This window comes from Erythrobacter insulae (assembly GCF_007004095.1).
GTDB lineage: Bacteria > Pseudomonadota > Alphaproteobacteria > Sphingomonadales > Sphingomonadaceae > Erythrobacter > Erythrobacter insulae.
On the sequence record NZ_VHJK01000001.1, the window covers coordinates 1,017,271 to 1,038,704 of the forward strand.

General features: G+C 59.5%; 18 protein-coding genes. 13 read left to right on the top strand and 5 right to left on the bottom strand.

What is annotated here, in order from left to right:
- Positions 1-13: 13 nt before the first annotated feature.
- On the bottom strand, positions 14-2,761 hold the full coding sequence (glnE, locus tag FGU71_RS04835; RefSeq protein WP_142787508.1) for a bifunctional [glutamate--ammonia ligase]-adenylyl-L-tyrosine phosphorylase/[glutamate--ammonia-ligase] adenylyltransferase: 2,748 nt from the start codon (positions 2,759-2,761) through the stop codon (positions 14-16).
- Between the two features lie 47 nt (positions 2,762-2,808).
- On the opposite strand from glnE, the gene FGU71_RS04840 reads away from it, so the two are divergent.
- From FGU71_RS04840 to FGU71_RS14270, 3 genes are read left to right on the top strand one after another with little or no spacing between them, the layout of a single operon-like run.
- On the top strand, positions 2,809-4,539 hold the full coding sequence (locus FGU71_RS04840; RefSeq protein WP_407644396.1) for a M28 family metallopeptidase: 1,731 nt from the start codon (positions 2,809-2,811) through the stop codon (positions 4,537-4,539).
- A 32-nt stretch (positions 4,540-4,571) separates the two neighbouring features.
- Entirely contained in the window at positions 4,572-5,564 is a 993-nt protein-coding gene (locus tag FGU71_RS04845) for an agmatine deiminase family protein (protein WP_234035644.1), read from the top strand.
- Between the two features lie 35 nt (positions 5,565-5,599).
- Positions 5,600-5,734, top strand: coding sequence for a hypothetical protein (locus FGU71_RS14270; protein ID WP_267901806.1), 135 nt, complete (start codon positions 5,600-5,602; stop codon positions 5,732-5,734).
- 7 nt (positions 5,735-5,741) lie between these two features.
- Here FGU71_RS14270 and FGU71_RS04850 read toward each other — a convergent pair whose 3' ends face one another.
- Together FGU71_RS04850 and thrS are read right to left on the bottom strand one after the other, a co-directional pair.
- Positions 5,742-6,488, bottom strand: a complete 747-nt coding sequence (locus tag FGU71_RS04850; RefSeq protein WP_142787509.1) for a sulfite exporter TauE/SafE family protein — start codon at positions 6,486-6,488, stop codon at positions 5,742-5,744.
- 17 nt (positions 6,489-6,505) lie between these two features.
- On the bottom strand, positions 6,506-8,506 hold the full coding sequence (gene thrS, locus FGU71_RS04855) for a threonine--tRNA ligase (protein WP_142787510.1): 2,001 nt from the start codon (positions 8,504-8,506) through the stop codon (positions 6,506-6,508).
- A gap of 361 nt (positions 8,507-8,867) precedes the next feature.
- Here thrS and FGU71_RS14060 point away from each other — a divergent pair, with 361 nt between their 5' ends.
- The 5 genes from FGU71_RS14060 to FGU71_RS04870 are packed head-to-tail and all read left to right on the top strand — an operon-like array spanning position 8,868 to position 10,435.
- Positions 8,868-9,035 carry a hypothetical protein gene (locus FGU71_RS14060; RefSeq protein WP_185960196.1) on the top strand — a complete coding sequence of 56 codons (168 nt, stop codon included), beginning with the start codon at positions 8,868-8,870 and terminating at the stop codon, positions 9,033-9,035.
- Between the two features lie 53 nt (positions 9,036-9,088).
- Positions 9,089-9,265: a hypothetical protein gene (locus FGU71_RS14065; RefSeq protein WP_185960197.1), complete on the top strand. Its 177-nt coding sequence runs from the start codon at positions 9,089-9,091 to the stop codon at positions 9,263-9,265.
- Positions 9,262-9,861, top strand: coding sequence for a hypothetical protein (locus FGU71_RS04860; protein ID WP_142787511.1), 600 nt, complete (start codon positions 9,262-9,264; stop codon positions 9,859-9,861). The genes FGU71_RS14065 and FGU71_RS04860 overlap by 4 nt, the downstream gene beginning before the upstream one ends.
- On the top strand, positions 9,858-10,247 hold the full coding sequence (locus FGU71_RS04865; protein WP_142787512.1) for a hypothetical protein: 390 nt from the start codon (positions 9,858-9,860) through the stop codon (positions 10,245-10,247). The genes FGU71_RS04860 and FGU71_RS04865 overlap by 4 nt, the downstream gene beginning before the upstream one ends.
- Positions 10,244-10,435: a helix-turn-helix transcriptional regulator gene (locus tag FGU71_RS04870; protein ID WP_142787513.1), complete on the top strand. Its 192-nt coding sequence runs from the start codon at positions 10,244-10,246 to the stop codon at positions 10,433-10,435. Before FGU71_RS04865 ends, FGU71_RS04870 begins: the two co-directional genes overlap by 4 nt.
- A gap of 37 nt (positions 10,436-10,472) precedes the next feature.
- Here FGU71_RS04870 and FGU71_RS04875 read toward each other — a convergent pair whose 3' ends face one another.
- Positions 10,473-10,664, bottom strand: a complete 192-nt coding sequence (locus FGU71_RS04875) for a hypothetical protein (protein WP_142787514.1) — start codon at positions 10,662-10,664, stop codon at positions 10,473-10,475.
- A gap of 283 nt (positions 10,665-10,947) precedes the next feature.
- Positions 10,948-12,609 (bottom strand): alkaline phosphatase D family protein, encoded by a 1,662-nt coding sequence (locus tag FGU71_RS04880; RefSeq protein ID WP_142787515.1) that lies wholly within the window; start codon positions 12,607-12,609, stop codon positions 10,948-10,950.
- A 76-nt stretch (positions 12,610-12,685) separates the two neighbouring features.
- Between FGU71_RS04880 and FGU71_RS04885 the strand changes: the two genes are divergently transcribed.
- The 5 genes from FGU71_RS04885 (at position 12,686) to FGU71_RS04905 (ending at position 21,423) form a co-directional block, all read left to right on the top strand.
- Entirely contained in the window at positions 12,686-13,417 is a 732-nt protein-coding gene (locus FGU71_RS04885; RefSeq protein ID WP_142787516.1) for an alpha/beta fold hydrolase, read from the top strand.
- A 20-nt stretch (positions 13,418-13,437) separates the two neighbouring features.
- Positions 13,438-14,286 (top strand): tetratricopeptide repeat protein, encoded by an 849-nt coding sequence (locus FGU71_RS04890; protein ID WP_234035645.1) that lies wholly within the window; start codon positions 13,438-13,440, stop codon positions 14,284-14,286.
- Entirely contained in the window at positions 14,283-15,317 is a 1,035-nt protein-coding gene (locus FGU71_RS04895; protein WP_142787517.1) for an LLM class flavin-dependent oxidoreductase, read from the top strand. The genes FGU71_RS04890 and FGU71_RS04895 overlap by 4 nt, the downstream gene beginning before the upstream one ends.
- A gap of 97 nt (positions 15,318-15,414) precedes the next feature.
- A complete protein-coding gene (locus FGU71_RS04900) occupies positions 15,415-20,124 on the top strand; it encodes an NAD-glutamate dehydrogenase domain-containing protein (protein ID WP_142787518.1) in 4,710 nt (1,569 codons plus the stop codon).
- Positions 20,125-20,172: 48 nt separating this feature from the next.
- The gene (locus tag FGU71_RS04905) at positions 20,173-21,423 is read left to right on the top strand and encodes an NAD(P)/FAD-dependent oxidoreductase (RefSeq protein ID WP_142787519.1); all 1,251 of its coding nucleotides are present in this window, start codon (positions 20,173-20,175) and stop codon (positions 21,421-21,423) included.
- The last annotated feature ends 11 nt before the right edge of the window (positions 21,424-21,434 follow it).

Here is a 21,434-nt window from a genome sequence, read left to right on the forward strand (position 1 = left end):
CACTCCAATTCATCTATTGTACCGTTGTAAGGGATAGCGTTTCACCGAAGATCGCGTTCCACATTTTGGCAACGTCGTGCCGCGCTTCGTCCAATTCGCGCAAGAGCGCATCATAACTGTCCACGCCGCAGGCTCTCGCAAGAGCTTGCGCTGCGCTGGCGGGCGGTGCGGCGCTATCCGGGGCAAGCAACCGCCCGGCCACGAGCATACGTGTCATCAAATCATACGCCGGGGCGATTTCTTCCGGCAGGAGATCGGCGGCGATCAACGCTTTTACTGCGGTGCCCAAATCAGGGTCAAACGCCTCGGGATGCCGATCGACCAGAATCGAGCCGTCCGGCATCCTGCCTTTCAATTGCAAGTAATGGACCGCAAATTCGAGATCGACCAAACCGCCGCGCTGCAATTTCACATCGAGCACACCCTTGGGTTGCTTATGCTTCGCCATTTCGGCGCGCATCGAACGGACCGCTTCGTGCAGCTCTGCGTGATTGCGCTTGCTTTGCAGCACCTCTTCCAGAAGCTCTTCAAGATCGGCTTTCGCTTCGTCCGATCCGGTCAACACCCGCGCCCGTGCGAGTGCCATATGCTCCCATGTCCACGCGGTTTCGCGTTGGTATTTGGCAAACGCCTCGCAGCTCACCGCCAGCGGCCCCTGCGCGCCTTGCGGTCTTAGCCTAGTGTCCACTTCATACAGCGCGCCTTGTGCAGTGGGCACGGATAAAGCCGCAGTCACGCGGCTCGCGAGGCGATTGAAATACTGGGTCGCGCCCAATGGCCGCGGGCCATCAGACTGGGCCGCATAATCCGCGGTAAACAGATATACGATGTCGAGGTCTGACGCATGTGTCAGCGCCCCTCCGCCAAACCGGCCAAGGCCAAGCACCAGCAGTTCACCGCCTTTGATACGGCCATGGGCACGGGCAAATTCCGCCTCTGTTTCGCGGATCGCGATCCGCAAACCCGCCTCCGCAGTGCGCGACAACGCTTTTGCAATATCGAGCGGGTCGGTCAGCCCTTCGATCAATTGCACTCCCAGCGCAAACCGGATGTCTCCGGTGACGGAGCGGATAGCATCCAGCAGCGCTTCATAATCGCCGCGCGCAGCAGCCTGTTCGATGCGGGCGACGATTGTCTCAACCGAACCGGGCAATTCGAGCGCGCTTCTATCGAGCAGCGTATCAAGCAGATCAGGCCGCCGTGCGAGCTCGTCTGACAGCGTTCTGGTCAGCGTAAGTGTCGCAACCAGCCGCCTCAGGACATCCGGTTCTGCGGCCAGCAGGCGAAAAAGTGTTACCGCGGATGCTGCGCGCTCCAATATTCCTTCCCAACGGGTAATCGCGCGTTCGGGATCATCACTTTGCGCCATCGCGTCCAGCAATTTGGGCATTAGCCGGTCAAACGCTTCCAAAGCCGCAGGCGACCGGATCGAGGCAAAGCAGCCATCGCGCCACGTGTTCAATCGCTCAGCCAGAGCCTCCGGATCAGCAAAGCCTTGCGCGTCTAGCTGGCTGGCCAGCTCGCTTTTGGCAGGGACCGGAGCCTTCATCGGAGCGGCCTGCCCGATCAATTCTTCGTAAATGCGTCCGGTTCGATCCGACAGGTCTGTCAATTCCTCCACCAATTCCGCGCCGCCGTGCATCCCATCCAGCTGCGCGACATTATCCAGCGCATCGCCCTCTGGCAGCGAATGGGTCTGGCGATCGTTCACCATCTGCAAACGGTGTTCAATGGTGCGCAAGCGGTCATACCCATCACCCAGCACCAGAGCATGTTCGGAATCAATCCGTCCGGCTGCAGCCAAAGCGTCGAGCGCCTCGCGGGTGCCCCTCACCCGCAGGCTGGGATCACGGCCTCCATGGATGAGCTGATGCGTCTGGGCGAAAAATTCGATCTCCCGTATCCCGCCGCGTCCGCGCTTCACATCAAAGCCGGGGCCCGGTCGCACTGGTCCGTCATAGCTTTCGCGGATCCGCAGGGTGAGTGCGCGGATTTCCTCAATTGCGCCAAAATCGAGCGTGCTGCGCCAGACAAAAGGCCGGATCGCTTCGAGAAACCGGTTTCCCGCTGCGATATCTCCCGCCGCCGCCCGCGCACGGATAAACGCAGCGCGCTCCCATGCCAGAGCCGCGCCTTGATAATGCGCCTGAGCCGAAGCGGCAGGAACAGCCATCGGGCTGATCTCGCTGGCAGGGCGCAGCCTCAGATCAACCCTTAAGACATATCCGTGCGCGGTATTCTCGCTCAACAATTTGACAATCCGGCGCGCATATCGCTGAGCCGCATCACCGGGGTCATCATTGTCGCGGCGGCGCAAAGTCGCCGGATCATAAAGCAGTATCGGGTCGATATCAGATGAGTAATTGAGCTCACGCGAACCCTGCTTGCCAAGCGCCAGAGCCATAAAGCCTGTTGGCTCGCCAATCCCTAGGCGTTCTTCGATTGACGCGCGAATGGCGCGGTCCAAAGCGCGATCGGCAAAGTCGCTTAGCTCACCGATAACTGTGTTGAGGGGAAATGCACCGGCCAGATCGCCAACGGCCAACATGGTCGCCAGCGCCAGCCGTTCCTGACGCAAACCGATACCGATGTCCTCGGCATCGCCCCGGTTGCGCGCCCAATCAAAGGCCGCCGCCGCATCGCCATTGGCCAGCAAGGCATTAAGCTCGGGTTGTTTTTCCAGTGCACGTGCCAGAAACGGAGCGTGGGCCCTTGCCCGCCCTAAGGCATCATTCCACTCCGGCTGATCGCTTATGCTCATACCGCCCTCTCTTGCAGTGCCTCGATTGCTCTGCAAGAGAGGCGCTGATGATTTCAGACGAGAGGAAAGACCCGATGATGAAACGCTGGAGCGGCCTTACCGGCCTTGTCGCAGGCGCGCTGGCGCTGGCGGCGTGCGACGGAATGATGACGGGCGGCGTGACAGCGCCTAATCTCGATATTCCGGACGTTGAAGCGGGCGACCTTTCCGAAGCCACAATGATCGACGTGACGCGGACCCTTTCAAGCGACGAGTTTGAAGGCCGGATGCCGGGCACCGCTGGCGAGGAAAAAACGGTCGCGCTGTTGACCGAGCGTTTCGAGGCTGCCGGGCTTAAACCGGGCAATGGCGATAGCTGGGTTCAGAAAGTCCCACTGGTCGAAATCACAGGGAAGAACTTTGCCCCGCTCACCATAACCAATGGCGAAACAGACCTTGTCTATGATTTTGGCAGCGAATGGGTCGGTGTGACGTACCGCGAAGACGCGCAGACACAGCTTGCCAACAGCGAAATGGTCTTTGTCGGTTATGGCATTAACGCGCCGGAACGCGATTGGAATGACTACGAAGGCGTCGATGTGACGGGCAAGACGGTCATCGTTTTGGTCAATGATCCCGATTGGGAAACAGACGGCCTCGAAGGCACATTCAACGGCAAGGCGATGACATTTTATGGCCGCTGGACCTACAAATACGAAGAGGCCGCGCGCCAGGGTGCGGCCGGCGTTCTGATCGTTCACGATACAGAACCGGCCAGCTACGGCTGGAACGTGGTCGAGTCGAGCTGGCAGGGCCCACAAGCCTATCCGCAACGCGGCGAGAATGCGCCAACCTTCACCACCATGAACGGTTGGGTCCAAAAAGAAGTGGCACGCGAAGTGCTTGCCGCTGCGGGGCAGGATCTCGATGCGCTAACTGCGGCAGCGAAGACCGCAGAATTTGAAGCGGTTGAGCTGGGCATGAATGCTTCGACCAGCTTCGAAAATGATATCCGTACGTTTGAATCGCAAAACGTAATCGGCGTGCTGCCGGGAAGTGAAGCACCAGAGGAATATGTGCTGCACACCGCGCACTGGGATCACCTTGGCCGCTGTACACCTGCGCCTGATGGCGATGATATCTGCAATGGCGCGGTCGACAACGCGACCGGCACCGCGGCGCTCGTTGCTCTTGCCGAGGCACACGCCAAAGCAGGACCAGCTCGGCGCAGCCTCGTATTCCTTGCTGTGACAGCTGAAGAATCGGGTCTGCTCGGCGCGTATTATTACGCTTCGAATCCGGTCTTCCCGCTTGATCAGACTGTGGGCGGGATAAACATGGATGCGTTCCAGGTCGCCGGTCCAGCAAAGGACGTGACCGTGGTTGGTCCGGGCAAATCACAGCTTGATGCGTTCATGAATGCCGCGCTTGAAGCGGATGACCGCGTGGCCACCCCCAATCCAAAGCCCGAGGCCGGATACTACTATCGCAGCGACCACTTCGCCTTTGCCAAGCAAGGCGTTCCGATGCTGTACATTGATGGCGGCGAAGACTTGATCGACGGCGGCACAGAGGCCGGTGCAGCGGTTGCGGCGGATTACACCGAAAACCGCTATCACGGGCCAAAAGACGAATTCAACGAAGAGTGGGATTGGGCCGGTGTCATGGCCGATCTTCAGCTGTTTTACCGAATTGGCCGCAGCATGGCGATGAGCACCAGCTGGCCGAATTGGAATGAAGGTGACGAATTCAAAGCCACCCGTGATGAAAGCTGCGCCAGCTCCGAAGCGGGCTGTTAATCGGCAACAATTGAGAAGCGGAGAGCCGGTCGATGGCTAACGTCCTTATGCCGCCCGAATGGGCCCCTCAGGACTGGCTGTGGATCGGCTTTCCGCATCTGGCCGAGGAATGGCCCGGCTATCTTGAATCTGCGCAAAAGCAGATCGCAGATTTTGCGAGCGCGGTTGCAGACAGCGGGCAAGATGTTCGCCTGCTGGTTCGGGATGACACCAATGCGGCGCAGGCGCGTTCGCTTGTGAGCGCAAAAGTGACTTTGGAACGGCGCGTTTACGGCGATGTCTGGCTTAGGGACACCGGACCTTTGGTGGTACTGGAAAACCGACAAAGAGCAGCGCGCCGTTTCGGTTTCAATGGCTGGGGCGGGAAATACGAGATGCCGGGCGACCAGACCATCGGCGCGGAATTGGCACGTGATGCCGGGCTGCCCGTGACAAGTTCACCGATGATCCTTGAAGGCGGCGCGGTCGACGGTGACGGAACCGGACTTGCCGCGACAACCGGGCAATGCCTGCTCAACACAAATCGCAATCCGGGTATGACACGCGGGGCCATCGAAGCAGAGCTTTCGCGGGCACTCGGCTTTGACCGGATCTTGTGGCTTGGGGACGGGCTGATCAACGATCACACAGACGGCCATGTCGATAATCTTGCGCGCTTTGTCGGGGTGAACCGTTTGGCCGTGCCCGAGCCCGCAGGACCCAATGATCCCAACGCCGCAATTTATGCCGACGCGGCTCAGCGCGCTGCCGACTTCGGTGTGGATGTAGTGCGCATCCCGTCTCCGGGTTTGATCGAGCGGGATGGCACAATCGAACCTGCAAGCTATGTGAATTTCGCAATCACCACGCATCTGATCGTCGTTCCGACTTTCGGCTCGCCGCATGATGACGAAGGCGTCGCAGCAATCGCCGCGCTCTTCCCCGATCGCGGCACGATTGGCCTGCCCGCAGATGCGGTGCTGGCTGGCGGCGGCGGGTTTCACTGCGCCAGCCAGCAAATGCCGGCATCTGTGTCCGCATCTTAACGCAGCGTTAGAGTTTTGCCGCGACAATCGCGCGCATGACCAAAGCAATCGCTCTCAGCCAAGCCGCATTTGAAACAGCCCGCGCGCGCCAATTCGATATGATGCGCAGCATAATTGTACTGGGCTGCGGCGCCGCGCTTATTTTCGCGGGGCAACCGCTCCCGCTTTGATCGGCAATTACACAATCAGCTTGATCAGGGCTGCTATGGCCGCTGCGGCGAGAACAATCGCGACAAAGCTGCGCCAGACCGTTTCGCTGACTTTCCCGAACATTTTGGCCCCCAGCCAGTTGCCAATCAGCACCGCCGGAAACAACAGCACCGCCAGCCACAGCAATCGCCATTCGAGTGCGCCAATCGCATAACCGGAAGCCAGCCCTGCAAACGCGGCAATGGTGAAGATCGCCAGCATCGAAGCCTTGGCGATTTCGCGGGCGATACTGCGCCCTACATAATACGGAACAACCGGCGGGCCGGGCATGCCTGCAAACCCAGTAAGCAGTCCGCTTACAATACCGGCCGAAACGGTTGTCGCAGTTCCGGGCATTTTCGCATCACGCGTCGGCAGCAGGATAAGAATGAACGCCGAAAGCGCGACAAGCGCAATCAGAAGCCGCGCCAAATCAGGCGGTGTAGCCGCCAGAACCATCAGGCCGGGTGCCGTGGTAAGCAAAACCAAGCCGCCAATTACCCACGCCGATTTCTCTGCATATTTCAGAAACATGCGCAGTTCGCTCAGCCCGATAAACAGCGCGAGGAAATTGATGATCAAAACCGCTTCGACCGGCGTCAAAGCGAGCGCGAGGATCGGAACCAGCAGGATCGCCATGCCGAACCCCGCCATGCCCCGCACAAACGCAGAAGCAAAAGTGGCGATCACGGCAACCGCAATCTGCGCCCACCCGTAACTGGCCAGAATGTCCATGCGCTCGCTAGACCTGCCTATGCGCGCAGGTCAGGCGGAGTGGCCGCTTTGGTAAGCATCGCTACCGCTTCATCCAGCGTCAGGACCTGCTGATCCTTTTCGCCCAATGTGCGCATCGTAACCTTGCCTTCTTCTTCTTCGCGTTTGCCAACCACAAGGATATGCGGAACCTTGGCCAGGCTGTGTTCGCGCACTTTGTAATTGATCTTCTCGTTACGCAGATCGCTTTTCACGCGAAGGCCCGCTGCGGCGAGTTTGGCTTCGACTGTTTCGGCATAGCCATCGATATCCGACACAATCGGCGCGACGACGGCCTGAACCGGTGAAAGCCACACAGGCAGACGGCCCGCATAATGCTCGATCAGAATTCCGATAAACCGTTCATACGATCCGAAGATCGCGCGGTGCAGCATGACCGGACGATGCTTGCCGCCGTCCTCGCCGATGAAAGTCGCATCAAGGCGTTCCGGCAGCACGCGGTCAGACTGGATCGTGCCAACCTGCCACGTCCGTCCGATTGCATCGGTCAGATGCCATTCGAGCTTGGGCGCATAGAACGCGCCTTCACCCGGTAGCTCTTCCCAGCCAAACTCTTCCGTCGCCATGCCAGCCTCTGCCACAGCATCGCGCAATTCCTGCTCGGCCTTGTCCCAGTCCTCATCAGAACCAAAGCGTTGCTCTGGCCGCGTGGCGAGCTTGATTTCGTATTTGAAGCCGAAATCCTGATAGACGCTATCGGCCATTTCGCAGAACTTGCGGACTTCCTCGACCACCTGATCTTCGGTGCAGAAAATATGCGCGTCATCCTGCGTGAACTGGCGCACACGCATCAAACCATGCAGCGCGCCGTGCGGCTCGTTACGGTGACAACAGCCCATCTCGCCAAGGCGGATCGGCAAGTCGCGGTAAGACGTGATCCCCTGTTTAAAGACGAGAACATGCGCAGGGCAGTTCATCGGCTTCAATGCCATCCAGTCGGCCTCGCCGCTGATTACGGGGCCGTCATCTTCGGTATTGGGCACTTCGTCAGGGATCACGAACATGTTTTCGCGGTATTTGCCCCAGTGGCCGGATTGCTCCCACTGGCGCGCATCCATAACCTGAGGTGTTTTGATCTCGCGGTAGCCGCCGCCATCCATTTTGCGGCGCATATAGCTCTCAAGCTCGCGCCAGATGCGGTAACCCTTGGGGTGCCAGAACACGCTGCCATGGGCGACATCGGAGAGGTGAAACAGATCCATCTCGCGGCCCAGTTTACGGTGGTCACGCTTGGCAGCTTCCTCCAGCCGCATCAGGTGCTGATTAAGCTGTTTCTTGTTCAGCCAGCCGGTGCCGTAAATCCGCGTCAGCTGCGCATTGGCCTGATCGCCGCGCCAATAAGCGCCTGCGACCCGCATCAGCTTGAAGGCTTGCGGGTCGAGCTTGCCGGTGCTGGGCAGGTGCGGGCCGCGGCACATATCGAGCCAGTCATCACCCGACCAGTAAACCGTCAGCTCTTCATTCTCCGGCAGCTCTTTGGCCCATTCGGCCTTGAACGCTTCGCCTTCGGATTCCCATTTCTCAATCAGCTTCTCACGGCTCCACGCTTCGCGGCGCAGCGGTTTGTCCGCTTTTATGATCTCGCGCATTTTCGCTTCGATATCGGGCAAATCTTCGCTGCTGAAGGGCTCACGGCTGGCGGGCGCCATCACGTCATAATAAAACCCGTCATCCGTCGCAGGACCAAATGTGATCTGCGTGCCAGGATACAGCGCCTGAACCGCTTCGGCGAGGACATGGGCAAAGTCATGCCGCGCCAATTCCAGCGCGTCTGCTTCGTCTTTCGACGTAATCAAGGCGAGTTCGCTATCGCCTTCGAACGGACGGCCAAGATCGCGGACCTCACCATTTACCCGCGCTGCAAGAGCCGCTTTCGCAAGGCCGGGACCAATCGCCGCAGCGACATCGGCAGGAGTGCTGCCCGGCTCCATTTCGCGCACGGATCCATCGGGAAGGCTGATTTTGAGCAGTTCGGTCATCGTCTATCCAAATCTCGTTTCGCGTCGTCTTGTCTTCTGGGCCTTTGGCACAGCAAGGCGCGCGCTTGAAGCGGCGTTTGCACAATTTACCGATTTCAAGAGGCCGCCGCGCCGCCCGAAACCGGGAGGGGGCGGCTTGCGGGGGTCAACCCAGCTGCAACCGCCCCCGGAAATCCGAGGTTGTCGTGGTGCCGGTTGTGGTCAGCTGTTTGGCCATAAAGCGCAGATAGGGCTGCGCGAGCGACTTGTCACGCTCTGCGCATGGAAACGGAAAGCACCCGCGCCACTTTGGAAAGCACGCTTGACATTACCGCGAATCAATGACAAGTGTGCTTTCCATAAGTGAAAGGGAGCTTGTCTCATGCAAAATATCATTATCGCTCTAATCTGGGCCGCCTTCATCATCGTTACCGCGTTCGTCATGCGCTCTGCCGGGATTGGCGAAACCGCCAGCTTCACTGTGACCATGGCGCTTTGCGGGGCGGCGCTGGCGACCATGAAATTCAGAAAACGCGCCGCCAAATGCTGATCAAGCGCTGATCGAGCGCCGCTAGTTTGCGTTTCCACCAAAGGATCTGACCAATGACTACACAATCCAAAGCCCTGCTGTGGGCCAGCACTATCATTTCCGCCGCACTTCTCTCGGTCGGCCTTGGTTTTAGCGATGCCGCGTCTTACGGCATCGTCTCGGGTCTTTCGGGAGCTGCATTCGGTCACCTTTATACCGGCACCAACTGCTTGCGCGGATGCCTGTCATGACCGCGCGCTCTTTCAGCCCGGGCAAATTGTCGCTCTCGCTTGCAGCATCGTCCGTCCTCAGCGCGCTCGGCGTGCTGTTCCTGTGGAAGTCGGGCGCATTCGAGACCGAGCCTGCCTATCTCCTGACCTTGCTGCCGGTTGCTTTGGTGACAACGTCGATCGCGACCAGTTTCCGTAAACGCGAAAAACCGCCCTCGGCATCGCACCGTTATCTGGGGCGGATGGCGATTGTGATGGCGTTCTATCTCGTCACGCTCTTCCTTGCCGAACACTGGATCGACAATGAGGGGCTGATCGGTCCGCTGGCGTTGATCCTCGCGCTTCTGCCCGGCCTGTCTTTCGCAGGTGTGGTGTGGATTTTCGGTGGTCTTATCGTCGAGGAGAAGGACGAATTTTACCGGATGCTGTTCGTGCGTCAGGGCCTGATCGCGACCGCGATTTCCTTCACGCTCGCCGCGGTCTGGGGCTTTCTTGAAACCTACGGCCAGGTCGAGCCTGTCGCGGCTTTCTGGTGGCCCACCATCTGGTGCTTCGGACTCGGCATCGGCGGGGTGTTCAACAAGATCAAATACGGCACGTTTGGAGAGATACGATGAGCATGGCCCCTTATATGAAGAGTTATGTCAAACGGATCGCATTCTTCATGTCCGCCTATGTCGTTATCCTGATCGGCGGCCTGACGTACCACCGCACGAGCGAACCGACCGAGTTGGTCTCAATCGGCCTTGCGCTGATCACCGCTCTTCCGGTCTGCGGGGTGTTCTGGACGATCTACCGATTGCTGATCGAATGCGATGATGAATATCAGCGCATGCTTTTTGTGAAGCAGGTGATCGGCGCAACCGGAGCCACCTTGGTGATAACCACGGTGTGGAGTTTCCTCAAAACCTATGATGTGCTGGCATTCGGCCCTCAATGGGTGGCCGTGATCTGGTTCGCGATGCTTGGATTTGCCGGACCGATTGTGAGGTGGCGCGCATGAACAACCGCCTCAAAGTGCTCCGCGCGATGCGCGACTGGTCCCAGCAAGACCTCGCCGATCGGCTCGAAGTCAGCCGCCAGTCTGTGAACGCGATTGAAAAGGGGCGCTATGACCCCTCGCTCCCGCTCGCTTTCAAAATCGCTGAAGTGTTCGAATTGCCAATCGAAGAGATTTTCAGCCGAGATTGAATATGGGGCGGGTTTTTTCGGCCCGCCCCATAAGAGCTTAGGCCGCTCGCTTAATACCCGTGATATGGGTGCCGCGAAGGCCTGTTTTGATTTCAGAGACACGCCCTGAATTGATACCTAAGTCGGCAGCAATATCCTGTTGGAGGTCACCTGCCTGCAGGCGCTCCCAAACATAGCGGTAAGTCTCGTCACTCATTGGAGCGCGTTCGCGCCCTTTACGGTAAGCCATGTATGATTCCTTTTTCATGGCCGATCTGAAAGCTTGACGGGACTTCCGTGTCAGCATATCGCTGACGGTGTTCAGGTCATTCCAGCCTCGCGCTTCCAGAACAGTTTTTGCGAGGCTCTCCTGATCGGAAAGCTCGGCGTCCTACCGCCGGGCTTTCGTCGTTTCAGGACAGTCGGTTATGAAGATCCTCCATATCGACCTGCGTGTCGAGTCACGTCCGTTCGATTCGGCGGGGATAAACCGTGCGATAACCGAGATTTATCAGTCGCACGCTCTCATTTGATCACATGCTCAATGAATTCGATCCGGCCAGCGTCGAAATGGTCTTTGTCCCCGCAAGGCTGGTCGAGCGTGTTTTTGTCGCTGCCATAAACCGGTATTCGGTCGTCGCCCGCGACGGGGTCAATTCAACCGCCATATAGCCGCGCTGCGATGTGTCCGCCCATTTCAGTTCATCATTGGCGCGCACCACAAGGTCCGCCATTGTATCCGGCGCAACCGGCAGATAGGTTTCGAAACCGGGCGAGCTCACCGAACACACGCCCAGCTCCACACCCACCTTTTCACCGGCATGGCCCAAATCAAACGCCCATCCATTATGGGTGTCCCCCGCCAGAACCAGCAGGTTGGCATCAGCGGCCAGAGCGCTTTCGAACACACGGTCGCGCGCGGCCGGGTAACCATCCCACGCATCCATATTCAGCGGCAAGCCCGCTTTGCTGGCCATGGCAGAAGCCATCAGCCGGGCACGTATAAAGGGCGGCACGCCATCACCCAGCAATTCGAGCAGATCGGCGGGCGAAGACAATTTGCCGATCAACACTTGCTGGACCAGAACCTGCCATGTTGCCCCGCGCATTTTGGATGATTTCAGCCCATCGGCCAGCCATTCTTCCTGCGCTGCGCCCATCAATTGGCGTTTGGGATCGGACCATTCCCCGTCACGGAATTTGGCCAGCGCGGCGACCATCGATGCGGGGGTTTCCTGACCCTCAAGCACTTTTTCCAAAGAGAATTGCTCGTCGCGCCCCTCCAACCGCGTGTCGAGCCGGAACAAGGTTGCCAGATCACCAATGTCATAGGCGGCATAGGGTTCATCGGACACCGGCATCCATTCGCGATAAGCGCGCTTTGCCGCCGCCTTGCGCACGGACCATTCGCCTTCGGTTTCCGGCTGGTGGTTTTGCGCGCCGTCTTTCCAGCTGTCATTCGCGCTTTCGTGATCATCCCAGATCGCGATCATCGGCATAACCTGATGCAGGCGTCTTAAATCGGGATCGGCGCGATAGGTCGCATAACGCAGCCGGTAATCGGCCAGCGCCACAATCTCGCTTTCCGGTGCCAACACGCGGTCCGCGTGGGCCTGGGCGGGTGAAGGATAGGTGCCCGCGCCATATTCATAGATGTAATCGCCCAGATGCAGCGCGAGATCGCAATCATTGGCTTCGGCGGCATGGGCATAGGCGTTGAAATAGCCGAACCCGAAATTGGAGCAGGAAAAGACTGCCATTTTGAAACGGCTGGTTGGCCCTTCCGGCAAGGTGCGGGTGCGGCCAATATCGGATTTTGTACCATCGGGGGCGGTGAATTGGTAATAATACCAGGTGTCCGGGTCCAATGCTGCAACGGCATTGGCCTTCACACAATAATCGCGCTCTGCCTTCACCAGAGCATAACCGCGCATCGCGGGCTGCGAGAGATCGGCGTTCTTTGAAATGAGCCATTCGACCCCGTTCACATCGCCGACATAGCGCGTCCACAGCAGGACGCTGTCAGATTGCGGCTCTCCGCTCGCGACGCCGTGGGTAAAACCGCTGCCGAATGTGCGCGCTGATGCGGGCGTCGCCGCGATGGCAGCCGATGCTCCGGCAATCGCAAACAGGCCGCGCCGCGATAGATCGGCAGTCGGTCGGGCAGGCATTGGCGCGCTGTCGGTTTTGATCATTGATTTCCTCTCATCGGTGCACGCTTCACCGCTTCGAACTTGCGTGCAATGCTCTGGTGCGGGCATGGCGTATACCATGTCAAATTTGCAGTTCCATGAAATGCCTGATCATCGCAAAATTGCGTACCGCCATGTGCAGGGTCAGGGGCCAACCCTGGTGTTTTTGCCGGGTTATATGTCTGACATGGCGGGCGGCAAGGCGACCGCTTTGTTCGCCGATGCCCAGGCACAGGGGCGCGCGTGCCTGTTGCTTGATTATTCGGGCTGCGGGCAGAGCGACGGCGACTTTGCCGATGGCACTTTATCGCGGTGGCGCGAGGAAGTGCTCGCTTTGATCGCGGCCTATATCGATGGCCCGATCCTGCTGGTTGGATCCTCCATGGGCGGCTGGCTGATGCTATTGGTGGCAGAGGCGCTGGGAGACCGATTGGCAGGGATGATCGGCATTGCCGCTGCGCCCGATTTTATCCGCTGGGGATATTCCGATGATCAGCGCACCGTGCTTGCAAGCGGCCAAATCGTCTATGAAGACAATCCTTACGGTCCCGAGCCGACCCCGACGCATCCGGGTTTCTTTGCCGATGCAGAGGCGCTGTTGCGGCTCGACACCGAAATCGAGGTCCACTGCCCAGTGCGATTGCTGCATGGTCAACGCGATACCGATGTGCCGTGGGAGACCAGCCTGAAACTGGCCGAGGCGTTGCGTTCGGATGCGGTACAGGTCACGCTGGTAAAAGACGGCGATCACCGCCTTTCGCGCGATTGCGATATCGCGACGCTTAAGGCTCAACTGGCCAGCTTTTACTGACGGATATGCCCTTGCCCGTATTGTCTCTGTTTCTCCCGCTCCTGCTTCAGGTTGGCCCGCATCCCGGATATGGCGGGATGCCCGGTACGCCCGATGAGCTTGTGAATCGGCCGCCGCGTGAAACCGCGATCACCGCGCCCGTCAACTCGACCAGTGCATGGCTTTCGCAATGCCTTGATCAGCTGGCAGAGGACCCTGCGCGGGCTCATTCCCAGGCGCAGATCAGACGCACCGAAACCAACGGCGCGGACCGCGTGATTGCGAACCATTGTCTTGGGCTGGCTTCGACCGAGCTTGGCCTGTGGGACGATGCGCGGACCGCGTTTCTCGCCGCGCGCGATGAAACTCCGGCGGCCGAGGCAACCACCCGCGCCCGCTTTGGCACGATGGCCGGCAATGCCGCTTTGGCAGGCGGAGACGCGCAATCGGCGGCGCTGATGTTGACAACGGCCATTCAGGATGCGCGCAGCGGCGCCTCTGCGACGCTCGAAGCGCTGGCAGGGATTGATCTGGCACGCGCACTCGTGGCGCTGGATCGCGGCGAAGACGCGCTGACTGCGCTCGAAACCGCGACGCAGCTGGAGCCGGACATGGCCGACGGCTGGCTTTTCAAAGCCGCGCTTCTCAGACGGCTGGACCGGCTGGCGGATGCCCAATCCGCGATCGAGCGCGCCGTCGAACTGGCCCCGCTCAATGGCGAGATCGGTTTGGAAGCAGGCGTAATCGCGATCCTTTCCAACCGCGAAGAGGCCGCGCGCAAAAGCTGGCAATCGGTGGTCGAGGCTCAGCCGGATAGCCCCGCAGCACAAACCGCCCGCGGCTATCTTGAACAGATCGGCCCGGCCAGCGATACTGCGCCAAATCCATGACCCGATATTCCGTCCTCGATCTTGTTCCTGTGCGCGAAGGCGGCACCCTCACCGAAGCTTTCGAAGCGAGCGCCGCTCTGGCGCAAACCGCTGAACGGCTCGGTTGCACGCGCTTCTGGGTGGCAGAACATCACGCGATGGAAGGGATCGCAGGCGGCGCAACCTCGGTCGTGCTCGCGCATATCGGCAACGCCACCAGCACCATCCGCATCGGATCGGGCGGGATCATGCTGCCCAACCACACACCGTTCCAGATTGCCGAACAATTCGGCACCCTCGACGCGCTGTTTCCGGGCCGGATTGATCTGGGGCTGGGCCGCGCACCGGGCGCCGGACCCGAATTGCAGCGCGCCTTGCGCAAAAACCTGCATCAGGCATCGGAATATTTCCCGCAAGACGTGGTCGAGCTGCGCGCTCTGATAACCGGCGACGTCGATTTGCCGATCAAAGCCACGCCCGGTCTGGGATCGAAAATCGATCTCTGGATGCTGGGGTCCAGCCTGTTCGGGGCGCAGCTCGCCGCGAAGCTTGGTATGCCCTATGCGTTCGCAGCCCATTTCGCACCCGATCATCTGGACGCGGCGCTCGAAACGTATCGCCATCAATTCCAGCCCTCGCAGGCGCTGGCAAAGCCGTATGTCGCCGTCGCCATGAACGTATTCGCCGCCAAAACCGCCGAAGAGGCCGAGACGATGGCCTCCAGCCAGCAGCAAGCCTTTGTGGCGCTGCGCACCGGCACGCCGGGCAAACTGAAACCGCCGGTCGAAGGGTATGCACAATCATTGCCCGCGCCGCATCGCGCGATGCTGGATCATCTGGGTCAGGCCGCAGCTGTCGGCGCGCCTGATCAAGTCCGCGATCAGATCGATGCCTTTGCCGCGCGCACCCGCGCCGACGAAATTATCCTGTGCGGTTCAACCTTCGATCCGCAAGACCGCATCCGTTCGCTGGAACAAACGATGCATGCCCTGACACGGTCTGAACCTTCCGATGCGATCAAAGGAGCCGGCACCGCGTCGATCCCTGCGTAATCACACGGGATTAACGCGCTTGCGCCCCGGCGGTAAAAGCGAGTATTACCGACACGATAAAACAAAATAGCATAATAATATTGCTCGGAGCAGGATCATGGTTTCAACGCCGACGGAGAAATCCGCCAAGCAAGTGGCGACTGACACGGCGCTTTTCACATCTCTGAAAAAGCACCTGAAGGCTTCAATTCTGCCCGGCGATACGCCGCTTTCCGGCGATGTTCTGGATGAAGCGGCGCAATTCCTGCTCTCTGCTGCGCAAACGCGCGAAGCCAAAAATTCCGCTTTGTTGCTGGAATCGGCTGGCGGTGAGCGGCGCAAATTGCGGATCGCGGTGATCAATGATGATATGCCGTTTCTGGTCGATTCCATTGCCGCAACGATTGCCGCGCAATCGCTCAGCATTGATCGGCTGGTTCACCCGGTTCTGGGCGCGGAGCGCGATCAAGCGGGCAATCTTATCCGGTTAAGCGATGCGGCAGGCGATGATCTGCCAAGCGAATCGCTGATCTATATCGAGACCCCGCGCGTCGATGCGCGCCAGCGCCGCGAACTGGAACGTGCGCTGCGCACGACGCTTGGCGATGTCCGCGCCGCGGTTTCCGACTGGGCCGAAATGCAAGCCATCATGGCAGGCGACGTTGCCGAGATTGCCGATGACGAATCGCAGGAGCTGATCCGGTGGCTGGGCAGCGGAATGCTGACGCAGCTGGGCCATGTAAAACGCTCACGCGATGGCAAACAAAGCGATGCCCGCGGCATTTGCCGCAAAAGCACGCGCGATATTCTGGCCGAGGCTTCGTTTGACCGCGCGTTTGCATGGTTTGATGATTGCGATGCCCGCGATGATCGCCATGATTTGTTGGTGATCAAAGCCAATCGGCTGTCCCATGTTCATCGCAGAATTCCGCTCGATCTGTTTATCGTTGGCCTGCGCGATGCGAAGACGGGCAAAGTCCAATCGCTATCGATCCACGCCGGGATCTGGACAAGTGCGGCATTGGCGACACCGCCCAGCCAGGTACCGGTTCTGCGCGCCGATCTGGCTGCGATCACCCAACAACTGAAATTTGATCCCGGCGGCCATGCAGGCAAAGCCTTGATGCATGCGTTCACCGCGCTGCCCAATGATTTGTTGATCGGTTTCACACAGGATTCAATTGCGCGTCTGGCGACCACCATGATGAGCCTGGTGGATCGCCCGCGCCCGCGCCTTGCGCTGGTGACATCGCGGCTGGGCCGCCACATCTATGCCTTTGTCTGGCAGCCGCGTGATACCGTGTCGACTCAGGTTCGCCTGCAAATCGAAGACATGTTCACCCGGCACGAAGGCGCCGGGGTTCTCGACTGGAGCCTTGAGGTGGAAGGCGGCACGCTGGCGATGCTGCAATTTGTGATCGACATTCGCGAAGCCAAACAGCTGCCTGATGAAGCCGCGATGGAAATACAGTTTCAGGATATGCTGCGCGGCTGGAGCGAAGCGGTAGAGAAACACCTTGCCGAAAACATGGACGCGGCCCGCGCGGCGGCGCTGGCATCGCGTTATGCCGATGCTTTGCCGATGAATTACCGCGGCCGATATGACCCCGCAGAGGGCGCCCGCGACATTTTGGGATTGCGCGGGCTTGCCAGCGATCTGGACCATGAACGCGGTGTTCGTCTGTACAATATCGGCAAAGATCCGGCGAGCCGTATGCGCCTGAAAATCTATCAGAAAGAAGGCGCCCTGCCGCTTTCCGATGCGGTTCCGGCGCTGGAGAATTTCGGCTTTCGCGTGATCAAGGAAATTCCGATCGGGCTGGATGGCGGCGCGCTGGGCACGATTCATGAATTCACCGTGGACCTGCCCGAAGGCAGCACATCGGGAAAACTGCTCGAACGCGCGGGCGCGCTCGAGACGGCGATTACCGAAGTGCTGAATGGCCGGGCGGAAGATGATCCGTTCAACCGGCTGGTGGTTGGCACCGGATTGGCCGCGCAGGAAACCGAATGGCTGCGGGCGATCTATCGGTATCTGCGCCAGACCGGCATGAGCTTTACGATCTTTACCGTCGTCGATGCGCTGGGCCGTGCGCCCGATGTGGCGCGTGCGATGATCGATCTGTTCGTGGCGCGTCATCACCCCGGCTTCACAGGCAATCGGGACGAAGCCGTGGCGGGGGCGATTTCAGCCTATAACCGCGGTCTTTCGAAAGTCGCAGCGATCAATGATGACCGGTTGCTGCGCCTGTACCGCGCGGTGATTGATGCGGTGCTGCGCACCAATGCTTTTGCCCCTGCGGCCAACGAAGCGCTGGCTTTCAAAATTGATTCGGGCCTTGTGCCGAACCTGCCAAAGCCGGTCCCGTGGCGGGAGATTTTCGTTTATTCGCGCCGGGTCGAAGGCATCCATCTGCGCTCGGGCGCGATTGCGCGCGGCGGGCTGCGCTGGTCTGACCGGAGAGACGATTTCCGCACCGAAATCCTCGGACTGATGAAAGCGCAGCGGGTCAAGAATGCAGTGATTGTGCCGACCGGCGCAAAGGGCGGGTTCTATCCCAAACAGCTTCCGTCACCCGCACTCGACCGCGAAGGTTGGGCCGCCGAAGGTCAGGCCAGCTACGAAGTGTTCATCCGGACTTTGCTGTCTGTCACCGACAACATCGTGGATGGCAAAGTCGTCCATCCCGATAAAGTCACGATCCATGACGGCGAAGATCCGTATTTCGTGGTCGCTGCGGATAAAGGCACCGCGCGGTTCTCTGATGTGGCCAATGGCATCGCGGAAAGCCGGGATTTCTGGCTCGATGATGCTTTCGCCAGCGGCGGTTCGAACGGATATGATCACAAGGCCATGGGCATCACTGCGCGCGGCGCATGGGTGTCTGTGCAGCGGCATTTCCTCGAAATGGGGACCGACGTGCAGAAAGACAGCATCCGGGTTGCCGGCTGCGGCGATATGTCAGGCGATGTGTTTGGCAATGGCATGTTGCTGTCCAAAGCGATCAAACTGGTTGCCGCGTTCGATCACCGGCACATTTTTATTGATCCCGATCCCGATCCCGCAGCCAGCTGGAAAGAGCGTAAGCGGCTGTATGATCTGCCGCGATCAAGCTGGGAAGATTACAGCGCCGATCTGATATCCAAAGGCGGCGGCGTGTATTCGCGCGACCTGAAACGTATCAAACTGTCCAAAAAAGCGCGCGAGATGCTGTCGATTGAAGACAAGGAAATCGAACCCGATGCTCTTGTCAGCGCAATCTTGAAAGCAGAGCTGGACCTGATCTGGTTCGGCGGGATCGGCACCTATATCAAAGCCGAGCAAGAGAGCCATCCGGCGGTCGGTGATCCGGCCAATGACACTCTGCGAGTGGACGCGGCCGAGGTACGGGCCAAAGTGATCGGCGAAGGTGCAAACCTTGGCATCACTCAGGCGGGGCGCATCGCCTTTGCGATGAAGGGCGGACGCATCAACACCGACTTTATCGACAATTCGGCAGGGGTCGATTGTTCGGATAACGAAGTGAATATCAAAATCGCGCTGGCCGCCGCCACGCGCGAAGGCGCTTTGACAGAGAAAAAGCGCAGCAATCTTCTCGCCAAGATGACCGATGAAGTCGCAGAGATCGTGCTGGAGGATAACCGTCTGCAAGCGCTCGCGCTGTCGATCGCAGAGGCAGCCGGGCCAGAGGCGACCGCGTCCTATATCCGCCTGATCGAGCAGTTGGAGGACAGCGGCGATCTGGACCGCCGGACCGAAGGGCTGGCCGATGCAGAGGCCTTTGCCCGCCGCGCCGCCGATGGCAAAGGGCTGACGCGGCCTGAACTTGCGGTGCTGTTGTCTTCGGCCAAACTGGTGTTGCAAGACGCCATCGAAGCCAGCGGATTGCCCGATGATCCGATGCTCGAAGGTTCACTGATCGCGCTTTTCCCGCAGCCCATGCGGAAAAGCTTTGCAGCCGAGATCAAAGATCACCGTCTGCGCCGCGAGCTTATCGCGACCGATCTTTCCAACCGGATCGTCAACCGGCTGGGTCTGGTTCACGCGTTTGAACTGGCAGAGGAAGAAGGCGTCGGCCTGTCCGATGTCGCCGCCGCGTTCGTGGTGGTTGAACGGTTGTTCGATCTGCAAACACTGTGGCAGGAACTTGATACAACCCAGATGAGCGAGCAAGCACGGCTAAGCCTGTTTGATCGCACTGCGGCCGCTGTCGGAAATCTGATGTCGGACGTGCTGCGCACAGCCGCCGGACAGGTCCAGGCAGGCGAACTGGTTGAGGCGCTAAAAGCCAATGTCGCGATGCTGAATGACGCGCATGAAGAGCTTGTCTCTGATGAAGTGCGCGTGCGGTCGGCTGCTTTGCGGGCTTCATTCACCGATAAAGGTGCGCCCGTTGCACTGGCCGAAAAAGTCGCACAATTGTTCGATTTTGACGGGACGGTTGGCCTGTCTCAGCTGGCGTTGACGACCGAGATTGATCCGAAATCGCTTACCAACGCGTTCACCGATATCGGCGCGCGTATCGGGCTCGACTGGGCGCAAGGCACCGCGGCGTATATGTCGCCTTCCGATATCTGGGAGCGTTTGCTTGTCGATGGATTGGCCCGCGATTTTCAGCATATGCGGCTGGAATTCCTGCGCCGTTTGATGCGCCGCAAGGGCGGGAAAGACGATCCGCAAGGCGCGATTGCCGATTGGGCACAGCGCAATGCCGCCGCCGTTGATCAATTCCGCGCCATGATCGCGCGGGCTCAGGCACGCCCGCCGGTCGCTCCTGCTGTGCTCGCCCAGATCGCCAGTCAGGCGCGCAATCTGCTGGAACGGTGATCGCTTAGCGGCTTGACGACAGCGCAATTTGCGGCGACCCAGCGGCCTATGACGCAAGCGGGAACAGCACCAGACTACGCAGATGTGGTAATCGTGGGCACCGGCCATGGCGGCGCGCAAGCCGCCATCGCCCTGCGCCAGCAAGGCCACGAGGGATCGATCATGATGATCGGGCGCGACAGTATGCCGCCGTATGAACGCCCGCCTTTGTCCAAGGAATACCTTGCTGGCGACAAGGTTTTTGAGCGGATCATGATCCGGCCCGAAAAATTCTGGGCGGACAAAAACGTCGCTCTGCGTCTGGGCAGCGGTGTGAGCGAAATTGATCCTGCGGCGCATACAGTCACCCTGTCGGACGGCAGCACCATTGGGTATCGCAAGCTGATCTGGTCGGGCGGCGGCGATCCGCGCCGTCTGGGATGCTCCGGCGCAAATTTGAAAGGCGTGTTTTACGTCCGTGACAAACGCGATGCCGATGCGATGATGGCGGCGCTGCAGTCCGGGTCTAAACGCGCTGTGGTGATCGGCGGCGGGTATATCGGGTTGGAAGCCGCAGCGGTTTTGCGCAAGCTCGACTGCGAGGTAACTTTGGTGGAGATGCTTCCGCGTGTTCTGGCGCGCGTAGCGGGCGAGGATCTGTCCCGTTTTTACGAGGCAGAACACCGTCGCCAAGGGGTTGATCTACGGCTCAAGACCGGAATTGCCGAAATCACCGGAACCGATGGAAAAGTGAGCAGCGTATTGCTCGACACCGGTGAAACCGTCCCGTGCGATATGGTGGTAGTCGGGATCGGTATCGTACCCGCAGTTGCGCCTTTGATCGCAGCAGGCGCGGCCGGGTCAAACGGCGTCGATGTCGATTTCTGCTGCCGCACCACGCTCGATGATGTCTATGCCATCGGGGACTGCGCAGCCCACGCCAATCCCTATGCCGATAGCGCGGTAATCCGCCTGGAATCGGTGCAGAACGCGCACGATATGGCGAACACCGTGGCCAAAGCGATCATGGGTGACAAACAGGAATACAATGCCCTGCCGTGGTTCTGGTCAAACCAGTATGACCTCAAATTGCAGACTGCCGGCCTTAGCCTCGGCTATGACGAGACTGTGCTGCGCGGCGATCCCGAGACGCGCAAATTCACCGTCGCTTATCTGAAAGAGGGCAAGCCGATTGCGTTCGACTGTGTCGGCGCGATGAAAGATTATGTGCAGGGCCGCAAACTGTTGGAGGCAGGCACCGATTCAATCGACCGCGCTGTGCTGTCCGATCCCGACGTCCCGATCAAGGAATTGATGTAAGGATATGCGCG